Origin of the sequence: Chitinolyticbacter albus (genome assembly GCF_024437655.1) — a bacterium.
Classification (GTDB): domain Bacteria; phylum Pseudomonadota; class Gammaproteobacteria; order Burkholderiales; family Chitinibacteraceae; genus Chitinolyticbacter; species Chitinolyticbacter albus.
Genome location: NZ_JANBVF010000001.1, coordinates 220116 through 242068, shown reverse-complemented (window position 1 = coordinate 242068; position 21953 = coordinate 220116). Strand labels below are relative to the sequence as shown.

Annotated in this window: 25 protein-coding genes; 14 read left to right on the top strand and 11 right to left on the bottom strand. The window is 64.5% G+C overall.

Features of this window, described 5'->3' with window-relative positions; all coding sequences use genetic code 11:
• Positions 1–323: 323 nt before the first annotated feature.
• The gene (gene xseA / locus NLI84_RS01200) at positions 324–1679 is read right to left on the bottom strand and encodes an exodeoxyribonuclease VII large subunit (RefSeq protein WP_255987719.1); all 1356 of its coding nucleotides are present in this window, start codon (positions 1677–1679) and stop codon (positions 324–326) included.
• A gap of 480 nt (positions 1680–2159) precedes the next feature.
• On the opposite strand from xseA, the gene NLI84_RS01195 reads away from it, so the two are divergent.
• From NLI84_RS01195 to NLI84_RS01160, 8 genes are all read left to right on the top strand, one after another.
• A complete protein-coding gene (locus NLI84_RS01195) occupies positions 2160–2768 on the top strand; it encodes a MotA/TolQ/ExbB proton channel family protein (RefSeq protein WP_255987594.1) in 609 nt (202 codons plus the stop codon).
• A 10-nt stretch (positions 2769–2778) separates the two neighbouring features.
• On the top strand, positions 2779–3198 hold the full coding sequence (locus NLI84_RS01190; protein WP_255987592.1) for an ExbD/TolR family protein: 420 nt from the start codon (positions 2779–2781) through the stop codon (positions 3196–3198).
• A gap of 76 nt (positions 3199–3274) precedes the next feature.
• Positions 3275–4297 (top strand): tetraacyldisaccharide 4'-kinase, encoded by a 1023-nt coding sequence (gene lpxK / locus NLI84_RS01185; protein ID WP_255987590.1) that lies wholly within the window; start codon positions 3275–3277, stop codon positions 4295–4297.
• On the top strand, positions 4278–4463 hold the full coding sequence (locus NLI84_RS01180) for a Trm112 family protein (RefSeq protein ID WP_255987589.1): 186 nt from the start codon (positions 4278–4280) through the stop codon (positions 4461–4463). The genes lpxK and NLI84_RS01180 overlap by 20 nt, the downstream gene beginning before the upstream one ends.
• Positions 4464–4466: 3 nt before the next feature.
• Positions 4467–5237 carry a 3-deoxy-manno-octulosonate cytidylyltransferase gene (gene kdsB, locus NLI84_RS01175; protein WP_255987588.1) on the top strand — a complete coding sequence of 257 codons (771 nt, stop codon included), beginning with the start codon at positions 4467–4469 and terminating at the stop codon, positions 5235–5237.
• A 16-nt stretch (positions 5238–5253) separates the two neighbouring features.
• The gene (gene adk, locus NLI84_RS01170; RefSeq protein ID WP_255987583.1) at positions 5254–5907 is read left to right on the top strand and encodes an adenylate kinase; all 654 of its coding nucleotides are present in this window, start codon (positions 5254–5256) and stop codon (positions 5905–5907) included.
• A 124-nt stretch (positions 5908–6031) separates the two neighbouring features.
• Entirely contained in the window at positions 6032–7000 is a 969-nt protein-coding gene (locus NLI84_RS01165; RefSeq protein WP_255987581.1) for an RDD family protein, read from the top strand.
• Positions 7001–7081: 81 nt separating this feature from the next.
• Positions 7082–7822 carry a pyridoxine 5'-phosphate synthase gene (locus tag NLI84_RS01160; RefSeq protein ID WP_255987579.1) on the top strand — a complete coding sequence of 247 codons (741 nt, stop codon included), beginning with the start codon at positions 7082–7084 and terminating at the stop codon, positions 7820–7822.
• A gap of 108 nt (positions 7823–7930) precedes the next feature.
• Here the strand turns inward: NLI84_RS01160 and gpmA are convergent, their stop codons facing one another.
• The 8 genes from gpmA to NLI84_RS01120 form a co-directional block, all read right to left on the bottom strand.
• Positions 7931–8620 (bottom strand): 2,3-diphosphoglycerate-dependent phosphoglycerate mutase, encoded by a 690-nt coding sequence (gene gpmA, locus NLI84_RS01155; protein WP_255987577.1) that lies wholly within the window; start codon positions 8618–8620, stop codon positions 7931–7933.
• Positions 8621–8735: 115 nt separating this feature from the next.
• Positions 8736–9650, bottom strand: coding sequence for a patatin-like phospholipase family protein (locus NLI84_RS01150; protein ID WP_255987575.1), 915 nt, complete (start codon positions 9648–9650; stop codon positions 8736–8738).
• Positions 9647–10333, bottom strand: coding sequence for a tRNA (N6-threonylcarbamoyladenosine(37)-N6)-methyltransferase TrmO (gene tsaA / locus NLI84_RS01145; protein ID WP_255987574.1), 687 nt, complete (start codon positions 10331–10333; stop codon positions 9647–9649). The genes NLI84_RS01150 and tsaA overlap by 4 nt, the downstream gene beginning before the upstream one ends.
• 144 nt (positions 10334–10477) lie before the next feature.
• Positions 10478–11200 (bottom strand): PEP-CTERM sorting domain-containing protein, encoded by a 723-nt coding sequence (locus NLI84_RS01140; protein WP_255987572.1) that lies wholly within the window; start codon positions 11198–11200, stop codon positions 10478–10480.
• 202 nt (positions 11201–11402) lie between these two features.
• A complete protein-coding gene (locus NLI84_RS01135) occupies positions 11403–12734 on the bottom strand; it encodes a sodium-dependent transporter (protein WP_255987571.1) in 1332 nt (443 codons plus the stop codon).
• Positions 12735–12921: 187 nt separating this feature from the next.
• The gene (locus NLI84_RS01130; RefSeq protein WP_255987569.1) at positions 12922–13884 is read right to left on the bottom strand and encodes a PhnD/SsuA/transferrin family substrate-binding protein; all 963 of its coding nucleotides are present in this window, start codon (positions 13882–13884) and stop codon (positions 12922–12924) included.
• A gap of 125 nt (positions 13885–14009) precedes the next feature.
• Entirely contained in the window at positions 14010–14474 is a 465-nt protein-coding gene (locus NLI84_RS01125; RefSeq protein WP_255987567.1) for a hypothetical protein, read from the bottom strand.
• A gap of 369 nt (positions 14475–14843) precedes the next feature.
• Complete coding sequence (locus NLI84_RS01120; RefSeq protein ID WP_255987565.1) at positions 14844–15899, bottom strand: imelysin family protein; 1056 nt, start codon at positions 15897–15899, stop codon at positions 14844–14846.
• Positions 15900–16090: 191 nt separating this feature from the next.
• Between NLI84_RS01120 and NLI84_RS01115 the strand changes: the two genes are divergently transcribed.
• The 3 genes from NLI84_RS01115 (at position 16091) to NLI84_RS01105 (ending at position 18983) form a co-directional block, all read left to right on the top strand.
• The gene (locus NLI84_RS01115; RefSeq protein WP_255987563.1) at positions 16091–16465 is read left to right on the top strand and encodes a hypothetical protein; all 375 of its coding nucleotides are present in this window, start codon (positions 16091–16093) and stop codon (positions 16463–16465) included.
• Entirely contained in the window at positions 16443–17168 is a 726-nt protein-coding gene (locus NLI84_RS01110; RefSeq protein WP_255987562.1) for an N-acetylmuramoyl-L-alanine amidase family protein, read from the top strand. Before NLI84_RS01115 ends, NLI84_RS01110 begins: the two co-directional genes overlap by 23 nt.
• Before the next feature lie 99 nt (positions 17169–17267).
• Complete coding sequence (locus NLI84_RS01105) at positions 17268–18983, top strand: proline--tRNA ligase (protein WP_255987561.1); 1716 nt, start codon at positions 17268–17270, stop codon at positions 18981–18983.
• Between the two features lie 45 nt (positions 18984–19028).
• On the opposite strand, the gene NLI84_RS01100 is transcribed toward NLI84_RS01105, so the two are convergent.
• Entirely contained in the window at positions 19029–19481 is a 453-nt protein-coding gene (locus NLI84_RS01100) for a hypothetical protein (protein WP_255987560.1), read from the bottom strand.
• A gap of 25 nt (positions 19482–19506) precedes the next feature.
• On the opposite strand from NLI84_RS01100, the gene NLI84_RS01095 reads away from it, so the two are divergent.
• From NLI84_RS01095 to NLI84_RS01085, 3 genes are all read left to right on the top strand, one after another.
• Entirely contained in the window at positions 19507–20151 is a 645-nt protein-coding gene (locus tag NLI84_RS01095; protein WP_255987717.1) for a lytic transglycosylase domain-containing protein, read from the top strand.
• A gap of 87 nt (positions 20152–20238) precedes the next feature.
• Positions 20239–20718 carry a DUF3291 domain-containing protein gene (locus NLI84_RS01090; protein WP_255987559.1) on the top strand — a complete coding sequence of 160 codons (480 nt, stop codon included), beginning with the start codon at positions 20239–20241 and terminating at the stop codon, positions 20716–20718.
• Positions 20715–21212: an HAD family hydrolase gene (locus NLI84_RS01085; RefSeq protein WP_255987558.1), complete on the top strand. Its 498-nt coding sequence runs from the start codon at positions 20715–20717 to the stop codon at positions 21210–21212. Before NLI84_RS01090 ends, NLI84_RS01085 begins: the two co-directional genes overlap by 4 nt.
• Here NLI84_RS01085 and NLI84_RS01080 read toward each other — a convergent pair.
• Entirely contained in the window at positions 21209–21883 is a 675-nt protein-coding gene (locus tag NLI84_RS01080) for a Crp/Fnr family transcriptional regulator (protein ID WP_255987556.1), read from the bottom strand. The two genes, NLI84_RS01085 and NLI84_RS01080, sit on opposite strands and share 4 nt — an antisense overlap.
• Positions 21884–21953 lie beyond the last annotated feature (70 nt).

Below are 21953 nucleotides of genomic sequence, written 5' to 3'. Positions count from 1 at the left end.
GGGCTGATGGATGCCCGTTAAGCGGTAGGCTGGTGCGCGGTGTGCTGCACAACGGCGACCCGGAGCGTGGCGGCTGGCCCGGCCATCAGGAGGCCGGTCCGCTGTTATCGTTAATCTCCACGCCATGACCGTTGTCGCACGGCGGGGGTGATGCTGTCGGCGCAGCCATGTGCTTGTCCTGGATGAGGCCAGGCGACGCAGCTTGCCAGCCGGTCGAGCGCGCGATCGGGCGTTCCGGCGCGGCGCAGAGCCTCGGCCCGGAGACTGAGCAAGCGCGCCGGGCGCAATCGGGGGCCCGAGCCGACCGGCCGCGGCAGCCCGGGTCAGAACAGTGCCGTCTGCTCTCCCGTGCCCTGAGTCACCACCGCATCGACCGCGCCGTCGGCGAAGCGCAGGCGCAAGGGGTCGCCGCCGTGCAGGGCCGCGGCACTGGTGACCACCTGATCCTGGCGCTCGATGAGCGCGTAGCCGCGCGACAACACTGCCTCCGGATTGAGGGCGTCCAATCTCACGCGCAACTGCGCCAGCCGTGCCGTGCGGCGCTCGTTGGCATGCGCCAATGCGGTGGGCAATCGACCTTGTAGCGCGGCCAGTCGTGCCCACAGCGCAGGCAGGTCGGGGCGGGCGTAGGCCAGTCGCAATCGGGCCCGGTCCAGTTGTTCGTCGACCCGAGCCAGCCGGCGCTGGCGCAGCTGCTCCAGGCGCTGCGCCAGCGCGCCCAGCCGGGAGCCCTGCAAGGCCAGTCGCTCGCCCGGATGGCGCAGCCGGCGTGCCAACTGATCGAGCTTTTGCATGCGCTGCTGCAGCGCGCGTTCCTGATTGCGAGCCAGCTGGCGGCCGAGTGCCTCGATCCGTGCCCGCCATTCGGCCCGGTTGGGGCTGGCCAGTTCAGCGGCGGCGGTCGGGGTTGCGGCGCGGACGTCGGCGACGAAATCGGCGATGGTGAAGTCGGTTTCGTGGCCGACCCCGCTCACCACCGGCATTGCGCAGTCGGCGATGGCGCGCGCGACGATTTCCTCGTTGAACGACCACAGATCTTCCAGGCTGCCGCCACCGCGGCAGACGATGAGCGTATCGACTTCATTGCGCGCGCTGGCGCTGCGGATCGCTGCAGCGATCTCGGTCGCCGCCGCGGCGCCTTGCACGGCGGTCGGGTACAGAATGACCGGCAGGCCGGGCATGCGCCGGGCCAGCGCAGTCAGCACATCGCGCAGCGCGGCCGCGCGCGGCGAGGTCACAATGCCGATGGCGCGTGGAAACGCCGGCAGCACACGTTTTCTCGCCGCGTCGAACAGGCCTGCGCCCGCAAGCTTTTTCTTGAGCGCTTCGAATGCCTCGAACAGCGTGCCAAGGCCCGCCGGCCTCATCGCCTCGACGGTGAGCTGGAAGTCGCCGCGCGCCTCGTAGAGGGTGACGACGACGCGCGCCTCGACCTGCATGCCTTCGCGCGGCTCGAAATCGAGCAGGGCGGCACGGTTGCGGAACATCACGCAGCGCACCTGTGCGGCGGTGTCCTTGAGACTGAAATAGCAGTGGCCCGAGCCGTACCGTTTGAAGTTTGATACCTCGCCGGCCACCCACATCACCGGAAAGCTGCCTTCAAGAAGATCGCGTACGCGACGATTCAGTTCTGTGATACTTACTGCGGCGTGTGAAACGCTTGACAATTCGGTGAACACGGCAATCTGGCCCTGGTTAATCCACAAAATCCAGCAGCAGCGGGCGCTTGCGCCCGAATCTAGAAATGTAGTTGATGTAGTCTGTGTAAGTTATTGATTTATAAAGAAAGTCTTTGATGCGTAAAATCGTGGCAATTTGTTACGCCACCAGCAAACATGCGCTCTGGACCCGGTTGGTCGCAGCTTGCTCACAAAGTTATCCACAGAAGATGTGGGTAATTGCGCAAAGTGGCGCCGGGACTGGCTCGGGCGATGAACGGTCGAAAATTCGCGACCTATGTTGCACTGCACACTACAAGTCTATGACAGCGTTCTGGACGGCTTTCCTTTCAGCTGCTACGGGTTCCAACTGCCCGATGGCGGATTTGGCCACCGGGCCGGGCCTTCCCGGCAACAGGCAATCGGGCTACAGTTACGCGGCCCCTGCATCCACGGCCGGGGCGACCGTATCCCAACGTTTACAGCAAGGAATTCCAAGCAATGCTCTCGATCATCGAGGCCGCCGGCTGGCCGATCTGGTTGATTATCGCCGCTTCCGTCGCGACCGTGACCATCATCTTCGAGCGCTTGCTCAGCCTGCGTCGCTCGCTCGTGCTGCCCGAAGGCCTGCTTGCCCACACCGTGAAGGACTACCGCGCTCATGGCGTGACGCCCGATTCGCTGTCCAAACTCGCAGCCAGCTCACCGCTGGGCCGCGTGCTGGCTGCCGGCCTCAAGAACGTGAAGAGCAGCCGCGACATCATGAAGGAATCGATCGAGGAGGTCGGCAATGCGGTGGCGCACGATCTGGAGCGCTACATCCCGACGTTGGGCACGCTCGCCACGGTGACGCCGCTCTTGGGCCTCTTTGGCACCGTGATCGGCATGATCGAAATTTTCGGCGCGCAGGCGCCGACTGGCGGCTCCAACCCCGCCGCGCTGGCACACGGCATCTCGGTTGCGCTTTACAACACCGCGTTCGGCATCATCGTCGCCGTGCCCTGCCTGATGTTCTACCGCTATTTCCGCTCGCGCGTCGACGGCTTCCTGGTCGAGATGGAGCAGCAGGCGATCAAGCTGGTCGAAGTCGTGCACGGCCAGCGCCAGTAAGGAGCGCGGCATGAATTTTCGCCAACGTCGCCGACGCGAAGAACCCGAGATCAACTTCATTCCGCTGATCGACGTGCTGCTGGTCATCCTGATCTTTTTGATGGCCACCACCACGTATTCGCGCTTTGCCGAACTCAAGATCAACCTGCCGTCGGCCGACGCCGAGAAGGTTGCCGAGCAGCCGCAAGCGATCAATATCGCGGTGTCCGCTACCGGCCAATACAGCGTGAACAACGAAGTCGTCGCCTTCGATACGCCGGAAAACTTTGCCGCCCAGTTGCGTCAGGTTGCGGGCGATCAGGCCGATCCGCTGATCATCATCAATGCCGATGCGCAGGCCACGCACCAGAGCGTGGTCAACCTGATGGAGGCCGCGCGGCTGGCGGGCTACGCCAAGCTGACCTTCGCCACCCAGACGCAGGACAAGTAAGGGCGGCGGTCACGCAAAGGCGTGCACGCGGGATCAAAACGGGGCCGCGGCCCCGTTTTTTGCGATACTGCGCGCCATGAGCCTCATCGATCGCCTGTGGTATCGCCCCCATCATCCGCTGTCGCTGCTACTGCGCCCTCTGTCCTGGCTGTTCGGCGCAATCGGCGCCGTACGCCGCGGCCTGTACCGGCGGGGCTGGCTGCACCGCGAGCGGCTGCCGGTCCCCGTGGTGGTCGTTGGCAACCTGACTGCGGGCGGCACCGGCAAGACCCCCCTGACGGCGTATCTCGCGCATGCGCTGCTGGCGGCGGGCCACCGCCCCGGCATCGTCTCGCGCGGCTACGGCGGCGAGGTCAAGGTGCCGAGCCTTGTTGCCGCAAACGCCGATCCGGCCGTGGTCGGTGACGAGCCGCTGTTGCTGGCGCGCGCCACCGGGGTGCCGGTCTGCGTCAGCCGGCGCCGCGCGCAGGCCGGGCGGGCGCTGCTCTGCGCGCACCCCGAGGTCGACGTGATCCTGTGCGACGACGGCCTGCAGCACTATGCGCTGGCGCGCGATCTTGAACTGGTGGTGATCGACGGCGCCCGCGGCCTGGGCAATGGCGCGCTGCTGCCGGCCGGGCCCTTGCGCGAACCGGCGCGACGCCTCGCACGGTGCGACGCGCTGGTGGTCAACGGCGGGCCGACCGTAGCGAGCTTGCCGGATATCCCCCGCTTTACCATGCAACTGCGCCCCGCCCTGTACTACCGCCTGGATGATGCGGCCCTGACGCGTAGCGCGAGCGACTTCGCAGGTGAGGCGGTGACGGCGATGTGCGGCATCGGCAATCCGGCGCGGTTCTTTGCGACGCTCACTGCGCTGGGCCTCGCGTTCACGCCGCTGGCCTTGCCCGATCACCACCGTTTCGTGCCGTCCGACCTGCCAGCCGGCACGCTCATCGTCACCGAGAAGGATGCAGTCAAGCTCGCCGCGCTGCCCGATCTGGGCGCGTCCGGTGCTAGAATCTGGGTCCTTCCCGTCAGTGCCGAGCTGGAACCTGATCTTGCGGCCTGGCTGATGAAACGGATATCGGAGCTCGTCGATGGACGCGAAACTGCTTGAAATCCTGGTCTGCCCGATCTGCAAGGGCCCGCTGGTCTACGTGAAGACCGCGCAGGAACTGATCTGCAAGGGTGATCGCCTGGCCTTCCCGGTGCGTGATGGCATCCCGGTGATGCTGGAGGGCGAGGCGCGCGAGCTTGCCGCCACCGAAGACGTGCAGGGCTAAGCCATGAGCTACACCGTCCTGATCCCGGCGCGGCTGAAGTCGACCCGACTGCCGGACAAACCACTGGCCGATATCGGCGGCAAGCCCATGATCGTGCGGGTCGTCGAGCGGGCGTTGCAATCGAGTGCGCTCACGGTGTGTGTCGCGACCGACGATATACGTATCCAGGATGCGGTGACGCACGAAGGCTACGCTTCCATCCTGACCCATGCAGACCACCCCTCCGGCACCGATCGCCTGGCGGAAGCCGTGGATCTGCTGGCGCTGGCCGACGACGAGATCGTCGTCAACGTGCAAGGCGACGAGCCGCTGATCGATCCAGCGCTGATCGACGCGGTGGCACAGGTTCTCGCCGCCGATCCCGCGCTGCAGATGGCCACCGCGGCGCACGCCATCACCTCGGCGGAAGATTTCCACAATCCCAATGTGGTCAAGGTGGTGACCGACGCCGCCAGCCGAGCGCTCTATTTCAGCCGAGCCCCCATCCCGTGGGATCGGGACGGTTTCGCTGTGGCGGATCAGCCACGGCTGCCCAGCAGTGGTGCACTGCGACATATCGGGCTCTACGCCTATCGCGCGGGCTTTTTGCGCACCTACCGGGACCTCGCGCCATCGCCGCTGGAAGGTGTCGAAGCCTTGGAGCAGCTGCGGGTGCTGTGGCATGGTTACGCCATTGGTGTCCATATTGCACCGCACGCACCGGCCGCCGGCGTCGATACGCCCGAGGACCTCGCCCGCGTGCGGCAAGCCTTTCAAACGATTTCCAACAACTAGATCCAGGGACTACACGATGCGATTGATACTGCTGGGCGCGCCAGGCGCGGGCAAAGGCACGCAAGCCAACTTCATCAAGGAGAAGTTCAACATCCCGCAGATCTCCACCGGCGACATGCTGCGCGCCGCCGTGAAGGCCGGCACGCCGCTGGGCCTGGAAGCCAAGGCCATCATGGACGCGGGCGGTCTGGTGCGCGACGACATCATTATCGGTTTGGTCAAGGAACGCATTGCCGAGGCCGATTGCGCCCAAGGTTTCCTGTTCGACGGTTTCCCGCGCACCATTCCGCAGGCCGAGGCAATGATCGCCGCCGGCGTCGACATCGATTACGTGGTCGAGATCGACGTGCCTGATGCCGCCATCGTCGAGCGCATGGCCGGCCGCCGCGTGCACGTGGCCTCGGGCCGCACCTACCATGTGAAGTTCAACCCGCCCAAGGTCGAAGGCCGTGACGACGTCACTGGCGAAGAGCTGATCCAGCGTGCCGACGACGAAGAGGCTACCGTGGCCAAGCGTCTTGCGGTGTATCACGAGCAGACCGAGGTGCTAGTCGGTTTCTACGGCAAGCTTGCCGCCTCCGGGGAAGCCCGTGCGCCGCGCTATGTGAAGGTGAATGGCGTGGGCGACGTGGAACAGATCCGCGACGAGATCTTCGCCGCACTGGCCTGAGTTGTTGCGCAGTACTTGGCAGCAGCTTTACTGCGGCCGTGATGTCGTCAAAATGGCGTCATCCGGCCGGGAAAACCGAACCTGTGGGTTCGGTTTTTTCTTGGTCGCTAACGTGAGGAAAACCATGTCGCTCGACGCACCGACCCAGCCGCTGCAACCCTTGCCCACGCCCGTTCCCGCCGTCGCACCCGCAGTAGTGGATCCTGGCCCGCCCGAGCCTGCGGGCTTCTGGACGCGCTTCGCCGCGCTGGTCATCGACGGTATGGTGCTGGGGATGGCGAGCTGGGTGGTGTTCATCGTCGTGACCATTGCCATGGGTATTTCCGCTGCGGCGCTGGGCGATGCGATCGATGGTGCTTCGGCGGCCATCGGCTTCATGCTTGTCGGCTGGTTGCTGATCTTCGCCATGAGCTGGGTCTATTTCTCCTTCCAGGAGTCGAGCAGTGCCCAGGCCTCGCTCGGCAAGCGGGCGGTCGGGCTTTACGTGGCCGATGGCGCCGGCGCGCGCATCGGCCTGGGCCGCGCCACCGGGCGCTGGTTTGCTCATGCGCTGTCCAACGTCACGCTCTGCATCGGCTATCTGATCCAGCCGTTCACCCCACGCCGGCAGGCACTGCACGATCTGGTGTCGGGCACCGTGGTGATGCGTAAGCCCGGCAGCAACAACGTAGTCACCATTATCGTGCTGGCGGTCTGCCTGCCGCTGGTGGGAATCGCGGTGATCGGCATCCTCGCCGCGATTGCCATTCCGCAGTATGCCGAGTATGTGAAGCGGGCCGAGGTAAAGGGGCTGGAGGCCGAGAGCAGGCAGCTGCTTACGCTGCTGGTCGCAAAGTCGGCGAGCAGCGGTGAGATGATCGCGACGCTCGACGAGCTGGATCGCGGCTTTACACCAGCGCCGAGCACGCAGATCGAATTCAACGATTATGTCGTGATCATCACCTCGACCAAACCCAGGCTGGATGGCTATAGCGTGGTGCTCTCGCCGGTGTTGGCCGAAGATGGTTCCGTGCGCTGGCATTGCCAGACCACGCCGCTGGAAAAATTCGATCCGGCGTGGTGCCGCCAGTTGCGTGAGGCGATCAACGCCTGAGCGCCGGGTTCAATCAACTGATACTGGCCGCGGGGCGTGAACGCAGCGACAATACGCGCTTTGCCGCCTCCTGCGCCTGCCATGCCCACCCAGCTTTCCGTCAATCTCAACAAGATCGCGCTGATCCGCAATTCGCGTGGCCGCGACTACCCCAGCATCATCCACTTCGCGGAACTGGCGCTGGGCGCCGGAGCGCATGGCGTGACCATCCACCCGCGGCCGGACCAGCGCCACGCGCGTTATAGCGACGTGGCTGCGCTGAAAGCGGTGGTCGAGCGCTTTGCTGGTACTGAGCTCAATATCGAAGGCTATCCGGACCGGCAGTTCCTCGATGTGGTGCTGGCGACCCGCCCACACCAATGCACGCTGGTGCCGGACGAGCCCGGTCAGCTCACGTCCGATCACGGCTGGAACGTCGTGCGCGACGCTGCGAGGCTCGCGCCCATCGTCGCCGAACTGAAGGCGGCTGGCATCCGTGTCAGCCTGTTTGTCGACGCCGACCTTGCCCAGATCGAAGCGGCACCGGCCACCGGCACGGACCGGGTCGAGCTCTATACCGAGGCTTATGCCCACGGCTACGCGCAGGGCGACTGGATGCGCGAGTGGCACAAGCACGCCGCCGCCGCCGCGCGGGCGCGCGAACTGGGCCTGGGCCTCAACGCCGGCCATGACCTCAACCTCGACAACCTCGCCAACTTCCTGCGCATACCCGGCATAGCGGAAGTCTCCATCGGCCACGCATTGACCGTGGAGGCGCTGCAGGTCGGTTTTGCAGCGGTGGTTGCGCGCTACGCTGCCCTGCTGAAGGCCATCGCCGAATAAAGCACCCAGCGTGGGTGTAGCCGACGCTTTACGGATCGCCCGCACGGCCCCACGGTCAGGCAGGCATAGACGGCGGCTGTCTTTGGCAGCAGGTCGCGTCGTCTTGCGTCATTCAAGGTAGTAGTGGCGGATCGGCTTGAGCTCGGCATTGATCTCATACACCAGGGGCAGGCCGTTGGGGATCTCGATGCCGACGATGTCGGTCTCGCTCACGTCGTCCAGATACTTGATCAGCGCCCGCAGAGAATTGTTGTGCGCGCTAATCACCACGCGGCGGCCGGCGCGGATGGCGGGGGCGATATCGCTGTGCCAGAACGGCAGGGCGCGGGCGACGGTATCCTTCAGGCATTCGGTAAGCGGGATTTCACTATGCGGAACGCCGGCATAGCGCGGATCGGCGAACGAGGTGCGCGGATCGTCCTTGCTCATGGCGGGCGGGCGGACATCGTAGCTGCGGCGCCATAGTTGTACCTGGTCGGCGCCATGCTTGGCGGCGGTCTCCGCCTTGTTGAGCCCGGCCAGCGCGCCATAGTGGCGCTCGTTCAAGCGCCAGGAGTTGATGACCGGGATCCACATCTGGTCCATCTCGTCGAGCGCGAGCCACAGTGTGCGGATCGCCCGCTTGAGCACCGAGGTGTAGGCAACGTCGAAGTGAAAACCGGCCTCGCGCAGCAGGTGACCGGCGCGACGCGCTTCGAGCATGCCCTGCTCGGTCAGGTCGATGTCGACCCAGCCGGTGAAGCGGTTTTCGAGGTTCCACGCCGATTGGCCGTGGCGGATCAGAACGAGCTGGTACATGGCGGGCCTCCTTGTGCTGACTACCAAGGTAGAACAGCTTGGCCCGCCCTGGACGGGTTTGCGATCGGCAGGGTGCCTGATGCAGTAGCAGGATGTTCCCGCTGCGGCCAGGCGCTTACTGCGCCGCCAGTACCTTCTGCTTGTCGGCCATTTTCTGGCGGATCAGCGGCAGCAGCGCCAGCGCGGCTTTTTCGCCTTCCAGGATGGCGATATTGCGCTGATCGAAATCGGTGGGACCGATCTTGCCCACGCGCGGCCGGATCACCACCTCGGCGCGCGCCAGTTCCTGCTCACCCAGCTTCTGGCCCATGATCATGATGGCCTGGTTGACGATGCCCAGCATGTTGGACGGCGCCGTGCCGGTGGCCTTGGACGAGATGTCGACTGCGATGACGAAATCGGCGCCGAGCTGGCGCGCCGCGTCCACCGGTACCGGGCTGACCACACCACCGTCCACATAACGCTTGCCGTTGATCAGCACCGGCTCGAACACGCCGGGAATGCTGGACGAGGCGCGTACCGCCATACCGGCGTTGCCCTTGACGAACACGGTGCGCCGGCCGGTTTCCAGCTCGGTGGTGACAGCGGCAAAGGGCTTGGCGAACTTCTCCATCGGCTTTTGCTTCACCAGCTCGTTCACGTAGTCCTGCAGCTTCTGGCCCTTGACGAGGCCGCCGGAGAGCAGGCTCACATCACGGATCTTGCTCTCGTCCAAGCTGAACGATTGCTCCTGCAGCTGAAACGCATCGAAGCCCGAGGCGTAGAGCGCGCCGACCACGCTGCCCGCGCTGGTGCCGGACACCACGACAGGCTTGATGCCGTTGGCCTCCAGCATCTTGATCACGCCGATATGGGCAAAGCCCTTGGCCGCGCCGCCACCGAGCGCAATGCCGACCTTCAGTTGGGGCAGCGGCTTGGGTAGCGGCGCGGGCGTCGGCTGAGTGGCCGATTGAGTCTCGCTCGGCGTGGTGGTGCAGGCGGCGAGCAAGCCGGTGAGCAGCAGGGCGGCAAGGGCGGAGCGTCGGTTCATGCGGGGTCCAGGCTGAGGGCGTGGGCGCCGGCTTCATCGCAGCGCCACTTGATATCGAATTCGTAAAGCCGCACGCCGTAGACCCGTGTCGGATCATCGGCATAGGCGGGGCGCGGGTCTTGTGCCAGCACTTCGGTGATCAATGCCCGCAGCGGTTCGGCGCGAGCGCCAAGCGCGGCAAGCTGCGTATCGATCTTGGGAGAGAACCGAACCAGCAACGTGGCGGGCGTGCCATCGACGAAGCCGCCGCATGCAGAGGGTACGCTCTCGGCAAAGGGGATGTAGGGCTTGATGTCGACGATGGGTGTGCCGTCGACCAGATCGACGCCGGCCAGCGTCAGTGTCACGCCACTACGGGTGTCGACGTCGATGAGTTCGACCAGCGACAGCCCGAGACTGTTGGGACGAAAAGGGCTGCGGCTGGCGAACACACCGACGCGCGTATTGCCGCCCAGGCGTGGCGGGCGCACCGTGGGCTGCCATTGGCCGCCCGTTTCGTGGAACACGAAGGTGAGCCAGAGGTGCGAAAAATCTTCCAGGCCGCGCACGGCTTCGGGCCTGTCGTAGGGCGGCAACAGCTTCAATACGCCGCGCGCATGCGGCGCCAAGCGCGGCTGGCGCGGGATGCCGAATTTGTCGGGAAAGGGCGTGGCGATATGGCCAAGTGGAGCGAGCGTGTGCACGGCGCGATTGTGCCTGCTCGCCCCGGTCTTGACCAAGGCATTCGTCACACTGCGTGACGCGGAGCCTAGCTCACTCGGAAACGCTGGATGGCATCACGCAGGTCGCCAGCAACTGCCTCGATATCGGCCGCGAGCTGGGCAGTTTCATGCACGGTAGCGCCGCCGTGCCACCAGCCCCAGCAAGCCCAACCCCATCAGCGCGTAGGTTTCCGGTTCGGGTACGGGAGCAACCGAGAGCGTGATGTCCCAGCCGTGCAGTGCGCTGCTGGCAAAGTCATCGCTGATCGCAGCGCGCGATAAGCTGGCCCAAGCCTCTCCGCGTAGCTGCAGTTGCAGGGTGGAATAGGGGGCCATGTTCGCAAGCTCGGTGAAGCTGGTTGCGCTTTCTACGCGTACACCGGGCGGCGTAGCTGGATTGACTGGATGTGTTGTTTGCAATGTTCGGCGCTCGATTGCGCCAAGATGCTCGCCATGCTGGTCGCTGAACTGCACATAACTCCAGGCCATGTCCGTGGCGACGGTGGCCGGATTGCCGGTGTGCAACGCGTTGCTGGCGGTATGGTCAAGCGCGGCATTGCTGAAGCGCAGCCCTGTCTTGGCCTGTGCGACAATGTCGCCGATGCCGCTTTCTCTGGCTTGAATGTAGATGAATAAGCCATCAGTTGGGTCGCGCCGGCTGGCGACAACGGCGGAGCCATCCCTGCTGCTGAAGCTCAGGGTATTGCCTCTGACCGAGGCGACGAGATTGCTCATCCAGTCTGCATCGGTATTTACTTGATACACGACATCCGCGCCTTCCAGCGTGACAAAGGCGGCTTGGCTGGGGGCTGCGGCGAACAGCAGCAGTGATAGCAACAACGGTTTCATTGGGCGGTCCTTTCGTTCGAGTGATGAGAATCGGAACTGCTATGGACCGGCGATGATATGGAATGGGCGTTGTTTGCTGTCAAATAAAGAAAGATATCTGTCGTGCTGGCGACGATGAATGGCGCAGCATTTTGCTGTGCTTGTGCCACAGCAAAAGAAAGCGGCTGGCACAGGCCAGCCGTTTTCCCAAGACGGTATCTCGTTACAGGTTGTGCACCCAGATCACCCCGATCAGGATCGGCGCCACCACCGCGCAGACGATGCGAAAGGCAGGCAGCACGGCAGTAGCACCTTCGGCGGCGAGCTCGTCCTTCACGCGCGGCCAGATCGCCCAGCCGACGAACAGCGCGGCCAGGAGGCCGCCGGCCGGCATCATCACGTTGGAGGCCACGTAGTCCATCAGGTCGAAAGCGTTCATGCCGAAGAACAGCGTGTCGGCCATCGGGCCGAACGACAGCGCCGCGGGAATGCCGATGATGAAGCTTGTGATCGCGACGGCGAAGGTCGCGGGCTGACGAGTCATGCCGAATTCATCAATCAGGAACGAGACGATGGGCTCCAGGATGGACACCGACGAGGTCAGCGCGGCAAACAGCAGCAAGAGGAAGAAGGCGACGGCAAAGAGCTGTCCCCCTGGCATTTGCGCAAAGATGGCGGGCATGGTGATGAAGGTAAGACCGGGGCCGGCGGCAGGGTCAACATGGAAGGCGAACACGGCCGGCAGCACCATCAGCCCGGCGAGCACGCAGGCGAGCGTGGCCAGTGTCGATACCCACAGCGTGGCGCCGACGAGTTTGGTTTCCTTCGATACATACGAGCCGTAGGCAATGATCATGCCGCCGCCGATGGAGAGTGAGAAGAACGCGAGGCCCAGCGCATCGACGATCATGGCCGGCGTCATCTTGGAGAAGTCCGGCGTAACAAAGTAGCGCACGCCCTCCCACGCACCCGGCAGCGTCAAGGCGCGCGCGATCAATAGCAGCATCAGTGCGAAGAGGGCCGGCATCAGCACCTTGCTCATGCGCTCTATGCCTTTTTCCACGCCGCCCAGCACCACGGCGACCGTGATGCCCAGGAACACGGCGGTGTAACCCAGCGCCTGAATGGGGCTTGCGATGAAGCTGGCAAAAGCGCTCGCCAGCAGCTTGGTGTCGGCCGTGAGCGCTTCGCCGGTGATCGAGCGGCCGATATACGCCACGGTCCAACCGCCAACGACACAGTAGTAGCAGAGGATGATGAACACGCACAGCACCGACAGCCGCCCGGCCCAGGGCCACAGGCCGCCCTTGAGATCACGGTAGGCGGTGGTCGCCGATTTCTTGGCGGTGCGACCGATTACCATCTCGGCGAGCAACAGGGCGATGCCGAGCGTGAATACGCAAACGAGATAGGCGATCAGGAAGGCGCCACCGCCGTTCTTGCCAGCGACATAGGGAAACTTCCAGATGGCACCGAGGCCAACGGCGGAGCCGGCAGCGGCAAGGATGAAGCCGAGCTTGGAGCCCCAGTTCGCGCGATTATTGTCGCTGGACATGGACAAAGACCTTGTGTTTCAAAGGGATAGATTTTCCGTGCTGCCATCTGCTTGGCAATTGGAGAAATTCCCAGTCCATCGCGGGCAGGACTTTGAGCCAGCGCAATGCGCAAAAAAAAGCCCTGCGCACGGCAGGGCCATCAGGAGACGGTGCTCTGGTCAGCATTCGTCTAATTCAAGTTTTAGTTCATCGCGCGCCGCCTAGCAGCGCACTCAGCTGGTCGTAGCGGCGGTACAGCGTTTTCTCGCGTTCGGCCCGAGAGGGCGCGGCGAGTTTGTCCTCCAGCGTCAGCCGGAACAGCGCGTCATAGAGCTGTAGATCGGTCACTTCGCGCAGCTGGCGATTGGTCGAGGCGAGAAAGCCGTCGAGCTGGTCGGCGTAGTAGAGCTTTTCCTTCTCGCGTGTCGCTTGCGCACCCTTGCGGCCGTAATCGAGGAAAAAGCGGGTGATCTTGTCCTTGCGGCTGGCGGACAGGCCGCGGCGCAACACCAGCGGGTCGTAGGAGAACTTGGGAGACTCCCACAGCACGCGCACCTGTTTGAAATCGCGCGGGTATTTCTCAGCGAGCTTGATCAGGTCGTCGCTATTGCTGGTGGCCACATCGACGCGGCTCTCGATCAGCGCGCGAAAGCGGTCCTCGCTGTTGCCGGTGGTCACGCTTCTGAAGAAGCGCTCGGGCAGCACGTTGTTACGGGCGAAGGCGTGATAGCCGGGGATCAGGCTGCCCGCGGTGGAGCCGGGGCTGCCGCTGGCGTAGCGCAGCTGGCCGCTGCGCTTCAAGAGTTCGTCCAGCGTGACGGGGCCATTTTGCCGCACCAGCAGCAGCGAGCGATATTCAGCGATGCGCCCGGTGAGTACCAGCCGGGCAAAGATGTCGCCGCTACCCGCTTCCACCGCCTGCAGCGCCAGCTGAGTGCTGCCGCGCAGCAGATCGATTTCGCCCGACTGTAGCCGCTGCAGCAGGTCCGCTTCGTCCTTGCTGGCCAATACCCGCACGGGTTCGCCCAACTGGAGCGCCAGATCCTGTGCGATCGGCTCCCAATCGACCCGGGTTTCGTCGACGCCGCGATTGGCGACGAGACCCAGCACCACGTCTGCCTGCGCGAAGGAGGCAATCAGGGCGAAGGCTAGGACAAGCACGGCACGCATGGCGCCTCCCAAGGCTGACGGAAAGCCGGCAGGGTAGTGGTCAAGCGTGACAACAGCATGACAAGCCGGCCTGCAACGCCTTGGGCGCCGCTAATACGTTCTGGCTGCGCGGCCCCTGGGCAGCGCTATTTGCACTGCGGTTTGTTGATGCTGACCTCGTTCAGCTTGGTATGCGTGTAGGCGGCGGGGATGACGGGGTCCGCTAGGGCGTTCATATTGACTCGCAGATTGGCCAGCGCAGCCAGATGGCCGTTTTCTCCGCTTTGGAACCGATCCTGCGCAGATCGGGTCGCGCCATACATGCCATTGCATAGCAGCGCCTTGCGGAAGATTTCCAGCACTGCCACCCGCGCCCGGAAAGTGGTCAGGCGCTCGCCCGCATTGGCTGGCGCGTGATTGATTTTTGCGTACTGCGTCGCGCACTGCTTGCCGAGTATCGGATACGCCTCGCCTATGCCCTCGCAGCTGGCGACTGTTGCCGGCGGCGCGGCGCTAGCCGTGTCCGGCGCAAGCCAGATCAGGGGAAGCAGGGCCAGGGCGGCGAGTAGGCCTGCGCTGGGCCGCAAGCACGATGGGGAGGACATGTTCATGGGATGCTCCTGAAGTGGGCTGTGGTTCGGGTTGGGATGAATCCAGCCTGGTGATATACAGAGCTGCTGTGCTGTGGCCGGCTTGGAGCGGCCAACAAAATCCCGTGGGCGACGTCGTGCTCAGGCCATACGACGGGTGCTGCCTGCGACCGCAGGAAGCCGGTTTTCCGCCTTACAGGGCGTTTCACGCTTATTGCCCGACATGCTGCGCGGGTTTTGTTGGCCGCTCTTACTCGAAGAACGATGGCTCAAGAGGGCTGTGAAAACGAGTGCGCGGTGTAACCCAGTGCAGGGGAGGCGTGCGATGCCGCGGATGCCGAGGCGAAAAAAGCCCACGGCGCACCGTGGGCTTCGGGGAGGGCTGTGCGCTTACTTCTGCAGCGGCAGGCCCATGGCTTCGGCGAACGGGCCGGCGATGTAATCGGCGAGCGCGGTCAGCCGTTGTGCTGCGACGCGGCGTTCGGCGCTGGCCTTGGCCAGATCGTCCGGCAGGCCGGCGACGGCGATGCGTGCCTGCGCGAGATGGGTCTTCAGTTCGCCCACGGCCTCGGTCTTGCCGCGCGACAGCAGGAATTCCTCGAAGCCGGCGCCTCCGGCAGCACCCAGCAGCACGTGTTCGACCGTATCGAGCCCCGAAATGATGCCCTGGCGGCTCTGACCGGAGCGCCAGTCCGGAAAGTCCTGCTGCGCGGCCTTGGCGACCGAGGTTGCGAGCTTCCAGCCGGCCAGCTCCTTCACTCCGGCGTGCACCCGGGTCAACGATTCGGAAAGGAAGGGGCGTGGGTAGGAGAGGTCGTAGTTGAGGCCGCGGCGCATGCCTTGCCACTCGTAGACCATTTCCTGCGCACGGCGCGCGAGGCCCGCGGCGATCCACACGGCGAAGCGGCAGCTGTTGCCGTCGAGCTGCTTGGCGGCGAGTGCGGCGCTCGTGGGCGTGGCGTTACCGAACAGCAGGAATTCGATCGCCGGCAAGCCTTGCTTCTGGTTGCGTACTTCGGCCAGTGCCTGCGGTGAGGTCGGGTCGGCGGGCGTGGCGGCGATGCTCTTGCGCAGCGCCGCGAGGTCGAGCGGCCACGGATCGAAAGCCTGCATCACTTCTTCCTGCCGACCGGGGCCCATGCGCACGCTATCGAGCCGGCGCCACGAGCGATTGGCGGAGATCCAGGCCTCGCGCGCCGCTGCGAGCTTGTCGGAGCCCGGCGCTTCGCACAGCGCGGCAAGCCGGCCGGCAAGGCGGCCGTGATGCTCCAGCAGCGATACCTGGGCGGGCAGGTAGACGGTCTCGGTCAGGCTGATCGCCAGTTCAGGCGGGGTCAGTCTCGGAATGGCGGGAGCCGGCGTCGGTGTCGGCATGGGGGTGTCGTTCGCCTGGGCGAGCATGGCGGACAACAGCAGCGCGAGCGCTGCGGGGGTAAAGCGGGGCATGAACCATCCTCCTTGTTCTGCGGGCGTCGCCTCGACGACGTAGTGCCTCTACGGGCACAAGGAGCGATGTTAGTCCATCCTTGCCGCTTGGCAACAGCCGCGTGATCGGAACCAAGCTGCCGCCGGGCAGCCGGCTTGCTTTTTGACCGGGCCACCGGGAAACTGCGCGGCGATCGTTCAAGGAGTCCACCATGCCGTTTTATTTTCGTGCCGACGACGTGCCCGAGCTCGCCGGCCTCACCCGGTGGGAGCAGCGGATGCTGCTGCGTGGCACCTTCATCAAGGAGCGGGCGATCTCCACGCTGTTCCTGCTGATTGCCGTGATCGGCAGCGTGCAGTTCGTGATCAATCCGCTGATCGAGCAGTTCCAGCCCGGCATGCGCACCAACTCGCTGTCCTATGTAGTGGCCCTCTTGGCGTGGCTGTTCCTGCTGATGTGGCTGCGCGACGTGATCATGATGAACGTGCTGCGCCCCAAGCTTGCCATCAAGCGGGCCGAGATGAAGCGGGCTGCCGACGACGCTGCGCTGGCCAAGGTGGCCGATGCCGGGCAAGACCACGAATAGCCGGCGCGATCGCGCCGTCGGTGTGCTGGCCGGTTTGCTGCTGGTCGGCAGCGCCACGGCGGCGACTATCGCCATCGATGTCGGGCACTCGCTGAGTGCGCCCGGCGCCACCAGCAGCTATGGCGAAACCGAGTTCAGCTACAACCGCGCGCTGGCGCTGGAGATCGCCCGGACGCTGCGCGGCGCCGGCCACCTCGTGCTGTTGATCGGCGCCGATGGCGACGCCACCAGCCTGAAGGATCGGCCCGCGATGGCGGCGGCCGGTGGCGCCGAGTTCTTTCTTTCCGTGCATCACGATTCGGCCCAGCCGCAATTCCTGCGGACCTGGCACTACCAGGGAGCCGAGCGCTACGAGGGCGACCACTCGGGCTACTCGTTCTATGTATTCCCGCAGCACCCGCGCTTGACTGAGAGTGCCCGCTGCGCCGGTGCGATGTCGCAAGCGCTGGTGGCGCAGGGCTTTGCGCGGACGTTGCATCACGCCGAAGGCGTCGCCGGTGAGTATCGGCCGTTGCGCGATGCCACGCTGGGCCTCTACGACGCCGATTTCGCGGTGCTGCGAGGGGCCACCATGCCGGCGGTGTTGTTTGAAGCCGGCGTCATCGTCAACAAGCGCGACGCGTTGACGCTGGCGCGGCCCGTAACGCGCCAGCGCATCGCGGCGGCGGTTCGCGAGGGCCTCGCGGCCTGCATGCCGCGCTGACGGCGTGGCCCGGCCGGTACGCGGCCCCCGCGTGCGGCCCAGCGCGAGGGCCGGCGATGATAAGATGCGCGGTTTGATGCCAACCCGCGCCCCATCATCATGCGTACCTCCCAACTCTATCTCTCCACCCTCAAGGAAGCGCCCGCCGAGGCGGAACTGATTTCGCACAAGCTGATGCTGCGTGCCGGCCTGATCAAGCGGCTGGGCTCCGGCCTCTACACCTGGATGCCGCTGGGCCTCAGGGTGCTGCGCAAGGTGGAAGCGGTGGTGCGTGACGAGATGAACAAGGCCGGCGCGCAGGAGCTGTTGATGCCGACCATCCAGCCTGCGGAGCTGTGGCAGGAAACCGGCCGCTGGGAGCTCTTTGGCCCGCAGATGCTGAAGATCAAGGATAGGCACGAGCGCGATTTCTGCTTCGGCCCGACGCACGAGGAAGTCATCACCGACATCGCCCGGCTGGAGCTGCGCAGTTACAAGCAGCTGCCGGTGAACTTCTACCAGGTGCAGGTGAAGTTCCGCGACGAGATCCGCCCGCGTTTCGGCGTGATGCGCGCGCGCGAATTCGTAATGAAGGACGCTTACTCGTTCGACGCCAGCTTCGAAGGGCTGCAGGCGAGCTACAGCAGGATGTACCAGGCCTACTCCAACGTGTTCACCCGGCTGGGCCTCGCTTTTCGCGCGGTGGCGGCCGATACCGGTGCCATCGGTGGCTCGGGCAGTCATGAATTCCACGTGCTTGCCGATGCCGGTGAAGACCTCTTGGCCTACTGCCCGGATTCGGACTATGCCGCCAACGTCGAACTCGCCGAGGCGCTGGCACCGACCGCGCCGCGCGCCGCTGCCAGCGAAGCATTGCGCGATGTCGATACGCCGAAGCAGACCACCTGCGAGCAGGTGGCCGAGTTGATGGGGATCTCGATCAAGAAGACGGTGAAGCTGATCGCGGTGGTCGATGCCGCCGGCAAGCTCGTGATCGCGTTGCTGCGGGGCGACCATAGCCTGAACGAGGTCAAGCTCGGCAAGGTGGAGGGCATGGATGGCTTTCGCTTCGCGTCCGAGGAGGAAATCCGCGCCGCCTTCAACTGCCCGCCGGGCTTTCTCGGCCCCATCGGTGCGCCGGCCGGCACCCGCATCATTGCCGATCGCACCGTCGCCGCGATGAGCGACTGGGTGTGCGGCGCCAACAAGCCCAAATTCCATATCGCTGGCGTGAACTGGGGCCGCGACCTGCCCGAGGCCGATGTCGTCGCTGACGTGCGTAACGTCGTCGCCGGCGACGCCAGCCCGGATGGCAAGGGCGTGCTCGCACTGTGTCGCGGCATCGAAGTCGGTCACGTGTTCCAGCTGCGCACCAAGTATTCCGAAGCGATGAATGCCACTTTCACCGACGTCGACGGCCAGTTGAAGCCGTTCGAGATGGGCTGTTACGGCATTGGCGTCAGCCGCATCGTCGGCGCCGCCATCGAGCAGAACTACGACGAGCGTGGCATCAAGTTCCCGGTTGCGCTGGCGCCGTTCGCACTCGCCGTGGTCGCCGTCGGCTACCATCGCTCGGACGCGGTCAAGGCGGCAGCCGACCAGCTCTACGCCGAGCTGCAGGCCGCTGGGGTCGACGTGCTGCTGGACGATCGCAACGAGCGCCCCGGCTCGATGTTCGCCGACATGGAACTGATCGGCATCCCGCACCGCCTGACGATCGGCGATAAGGGTTTGGCCGAAGGTGTTGTTGAATATACTGCGCGCGCAACCGGCGAAGTCTGCAAGGTGCCGTTGGCAGAAGCGCTGGCCCACTGCAGCAATATCGTAAAGGCATGAAAAAAGGCGGCCCGGATAGCCGCCTTTCACGCATAACGATGGGGATTATTCGTCCGCGTCGTCAGCGCTGTTGTTCTGTGATGCCTTGAATCCTGCCGAGGAATTCACTTGGTAGGTCAGGATGGCTTTGCGGATGTCGCTGGCCATCTTATGGGTCCAGGAGCTGTATTTGCCATGGATGGTGGTAGGCATTCCGCCGCCGCCATTGCGATAACCGAAATTTTTACTGTCCAGGTAAGTGATGACCACCTGCCTGTCGGTGTAGGCGATATCGACTGCTACCCAGAACTTCTGGCGATCTATCTTTGCTTCATAGTGTCCTGGGCCCGTGGTACGGGTCACCCATCCCCGGCCGGCGATGGCCATCGGGATCAGCTTGGCCACGGTGTCGACCGGCATGGGCGAGAACTCGATTGGAGGTTGCTCGATCAGGGCGGACTCTGCAAGGGCGGATAGATGAATAAGGGAAAGCAGTAGAGCGACAATGATTTTCTTCATGATGTTTTGGAATGCTTGTAAGCAGATGCTCAATTATCGTTTTGTTGAAATAAAAGTACAACAGCTTTTGCTTTCATTGGGCTTGGCTGCGCTCACCGTTTTTGCCTGGGCTGGCGCCCAGCGTGAGGAGGCATTGTCGTCGTCGGTGCAATCGACGATGCAGCGCTCGATCTCCGACGGTGCCCAGCCGCGGCTGATTTTTGCCAGCGCGGTCGAAGGCGAGACCTGGCTCGCCGAGATGTCGGGGCGGCTGGAAAAACGCGTGCCCGATGAGTTCACCCGCCGCAAACTGCTGGTCGCGGTCCATTACGAGGCGACGCGCGCGGGGCTCGATCCGCAGCTGGTGTTGGGGCTCATCCACGTGGAGAGCCGCTTCAACCGCTACGCCTTGAGTCCCGTCGGCGCGCGTGGCCTGATGCAGGTGATGCCGTTCTGGCAACGCGTGATAGGCAGCTCGGACCAAAGCCTATTCGATCTGCATACCAACCTGCGTTACGGCTGCACCATCCTGCGGCACTACCTCGATATCGAGAAGGGCGACCTCTTTCGCGCGCTGGGCCGTTACAACGGCAGCCTGGGGCGTGCCGAGTATCCCAATCTCGTCTACGACGCCTGGAAGAACTATTACGATTGGCAACCGGGCGCGGCGAGCAAGGTCGCCCAGCGCTGAGGCAGGCCAGACTGCTTTCTGCTTGCTGACTATTCATCGAGGCGTGTGGTAAAACGGATGCCCAGAACACATCGCTCCGGAGCCCATATGCCGTCCCATCACCTAGCCCAACTGAACATCGCCACGCTGCAGGCACCGCTGGACTCGCCGCAGCTCGCCGATTTTGTCGCCAATCTCGACCGTGTCAATACGCTGGCCGAGCAGTCTGCCGGTTTTGTCTGGCGACTGAAGGACGATGCCGGCAACGCCACCGCGCTGCGCCCTTATGGCGATGATGTGCTGGTCAATATGTCGGTCTGGACCGATATCGATGCACTGGCGGCCTTCGTCTATCGTTCCAGTCATACCGAGATCATGCGACGTCGCCGCGAGTGGTTCGCCGCCATGGGCGAGGCGCATATGGTGCTGTGGTGGATCCCCGCCGGCCATATTCCGACGGTGGACGAGGCGGCCGAGCGACTGGCGCTGTTGCGGCGCAATGGCCCAAGTGCAGCGGCTTTTTCCTTCCAGCAGCGCTACCCGGCCTCGTGCGCCGATGAGCAGGGAGCGCTCGAGACCGAGCAGTGATTCCGGCCGACATCGACACCATCCTGTTCGATTGGGGTGGCACGCTGATGTCGGAGGCCGGGCCGGGAACCGTCTCGATGGCGTGGTGGCCAGAGGTGCAGGCGTTAGCCGGCGCCCAAGCAACATTGGCGGCTTTGTCGTCCCGCTACCGCATCGCTGTGGCGACCAACGCCAGCGTATCGAGCCGGCCACAGATCGAGCATGCACTGCAGCGCGTCGACTTGCTGCGTCATGTGGCGGCGGTGTTCTGCTACACCGAGCTTGGGGTCAAAAAGGACGATGCGCGCTTCTGGTCCGCGGTCACTAGCGCATTGCAGGTGCCAGCTGAGCGCCTCTTGATGGTCGGCGATGTGCTGGAGCAGGACGTGCTGGCGCCGCGCCGCAGCGGCCTTGCCGCAATCTGGTTCAACCCGGCGGCGGCACCCGTGCCGGACGGCGTGCCCAGCGTGACCGCATTGCCGCAACTGTTGCCGTTGCTGCTGGGCCCGGCTTAACCGGGCAGGCGCTCGATCGCGATCAGCCGGATGTGACCGTGTTCCTGCGCCACCCAGCCTTGCTCGATCCAGGCGTTGAGCTGCTTGTTCACCGATTCGCGGCTGGCACCGACGAGGTTGGCGATTTCCTGCTGGGTGAGCTTGAGATCGATCAGCACCGAGCCGTCAGCCTGGCGATCACCATGTGCGTCACCCAGCTGGCGCAACATCTTGCCCAGGCGCTCTGGCAGGTTGAGGAACAGCAGGTCCTGCAGCAGATCGTCGGCGGCGCGCAGGCGCTGGCACAGCGCCGCGATCAGCGCGCGCATCACCTTGGGATGGGAATCGAGATGACTGAGCACCGCGTCGCGCTTCAGCACCAATAGTTCACAGCTCTCCAGCGTCTCGACGCTGGCACTGCGCACTCCGCCGTCGAGCATGGCGATCTCGCCGAACACTTCGCCGGCCTCGAGGATGCACAGCGTTGCTTCGCGACCATCTTCGGTATTGCGGCTGACCTTGAGCCGGCCGCGCAGCACCGCGTACATCTCGTCGCCGTTGCTGCCTTGCTGCACGATCACCTGCTTGGGGCGGGTTTCGCGCAGCTCGGCATGTTGCGCGAGCTCGGCGAGCTCGTCGTGGCTCAACTCGCAAAAGAGGGTGCTGCCGGAAAGCAGGCGGGCCTTGTCCATGATGGGTTCCGTGTCGAGAGGCGGGGCGTGGCGATTGTGCCGTATTTCAGAGCAGCCCGGGTGACGCCTA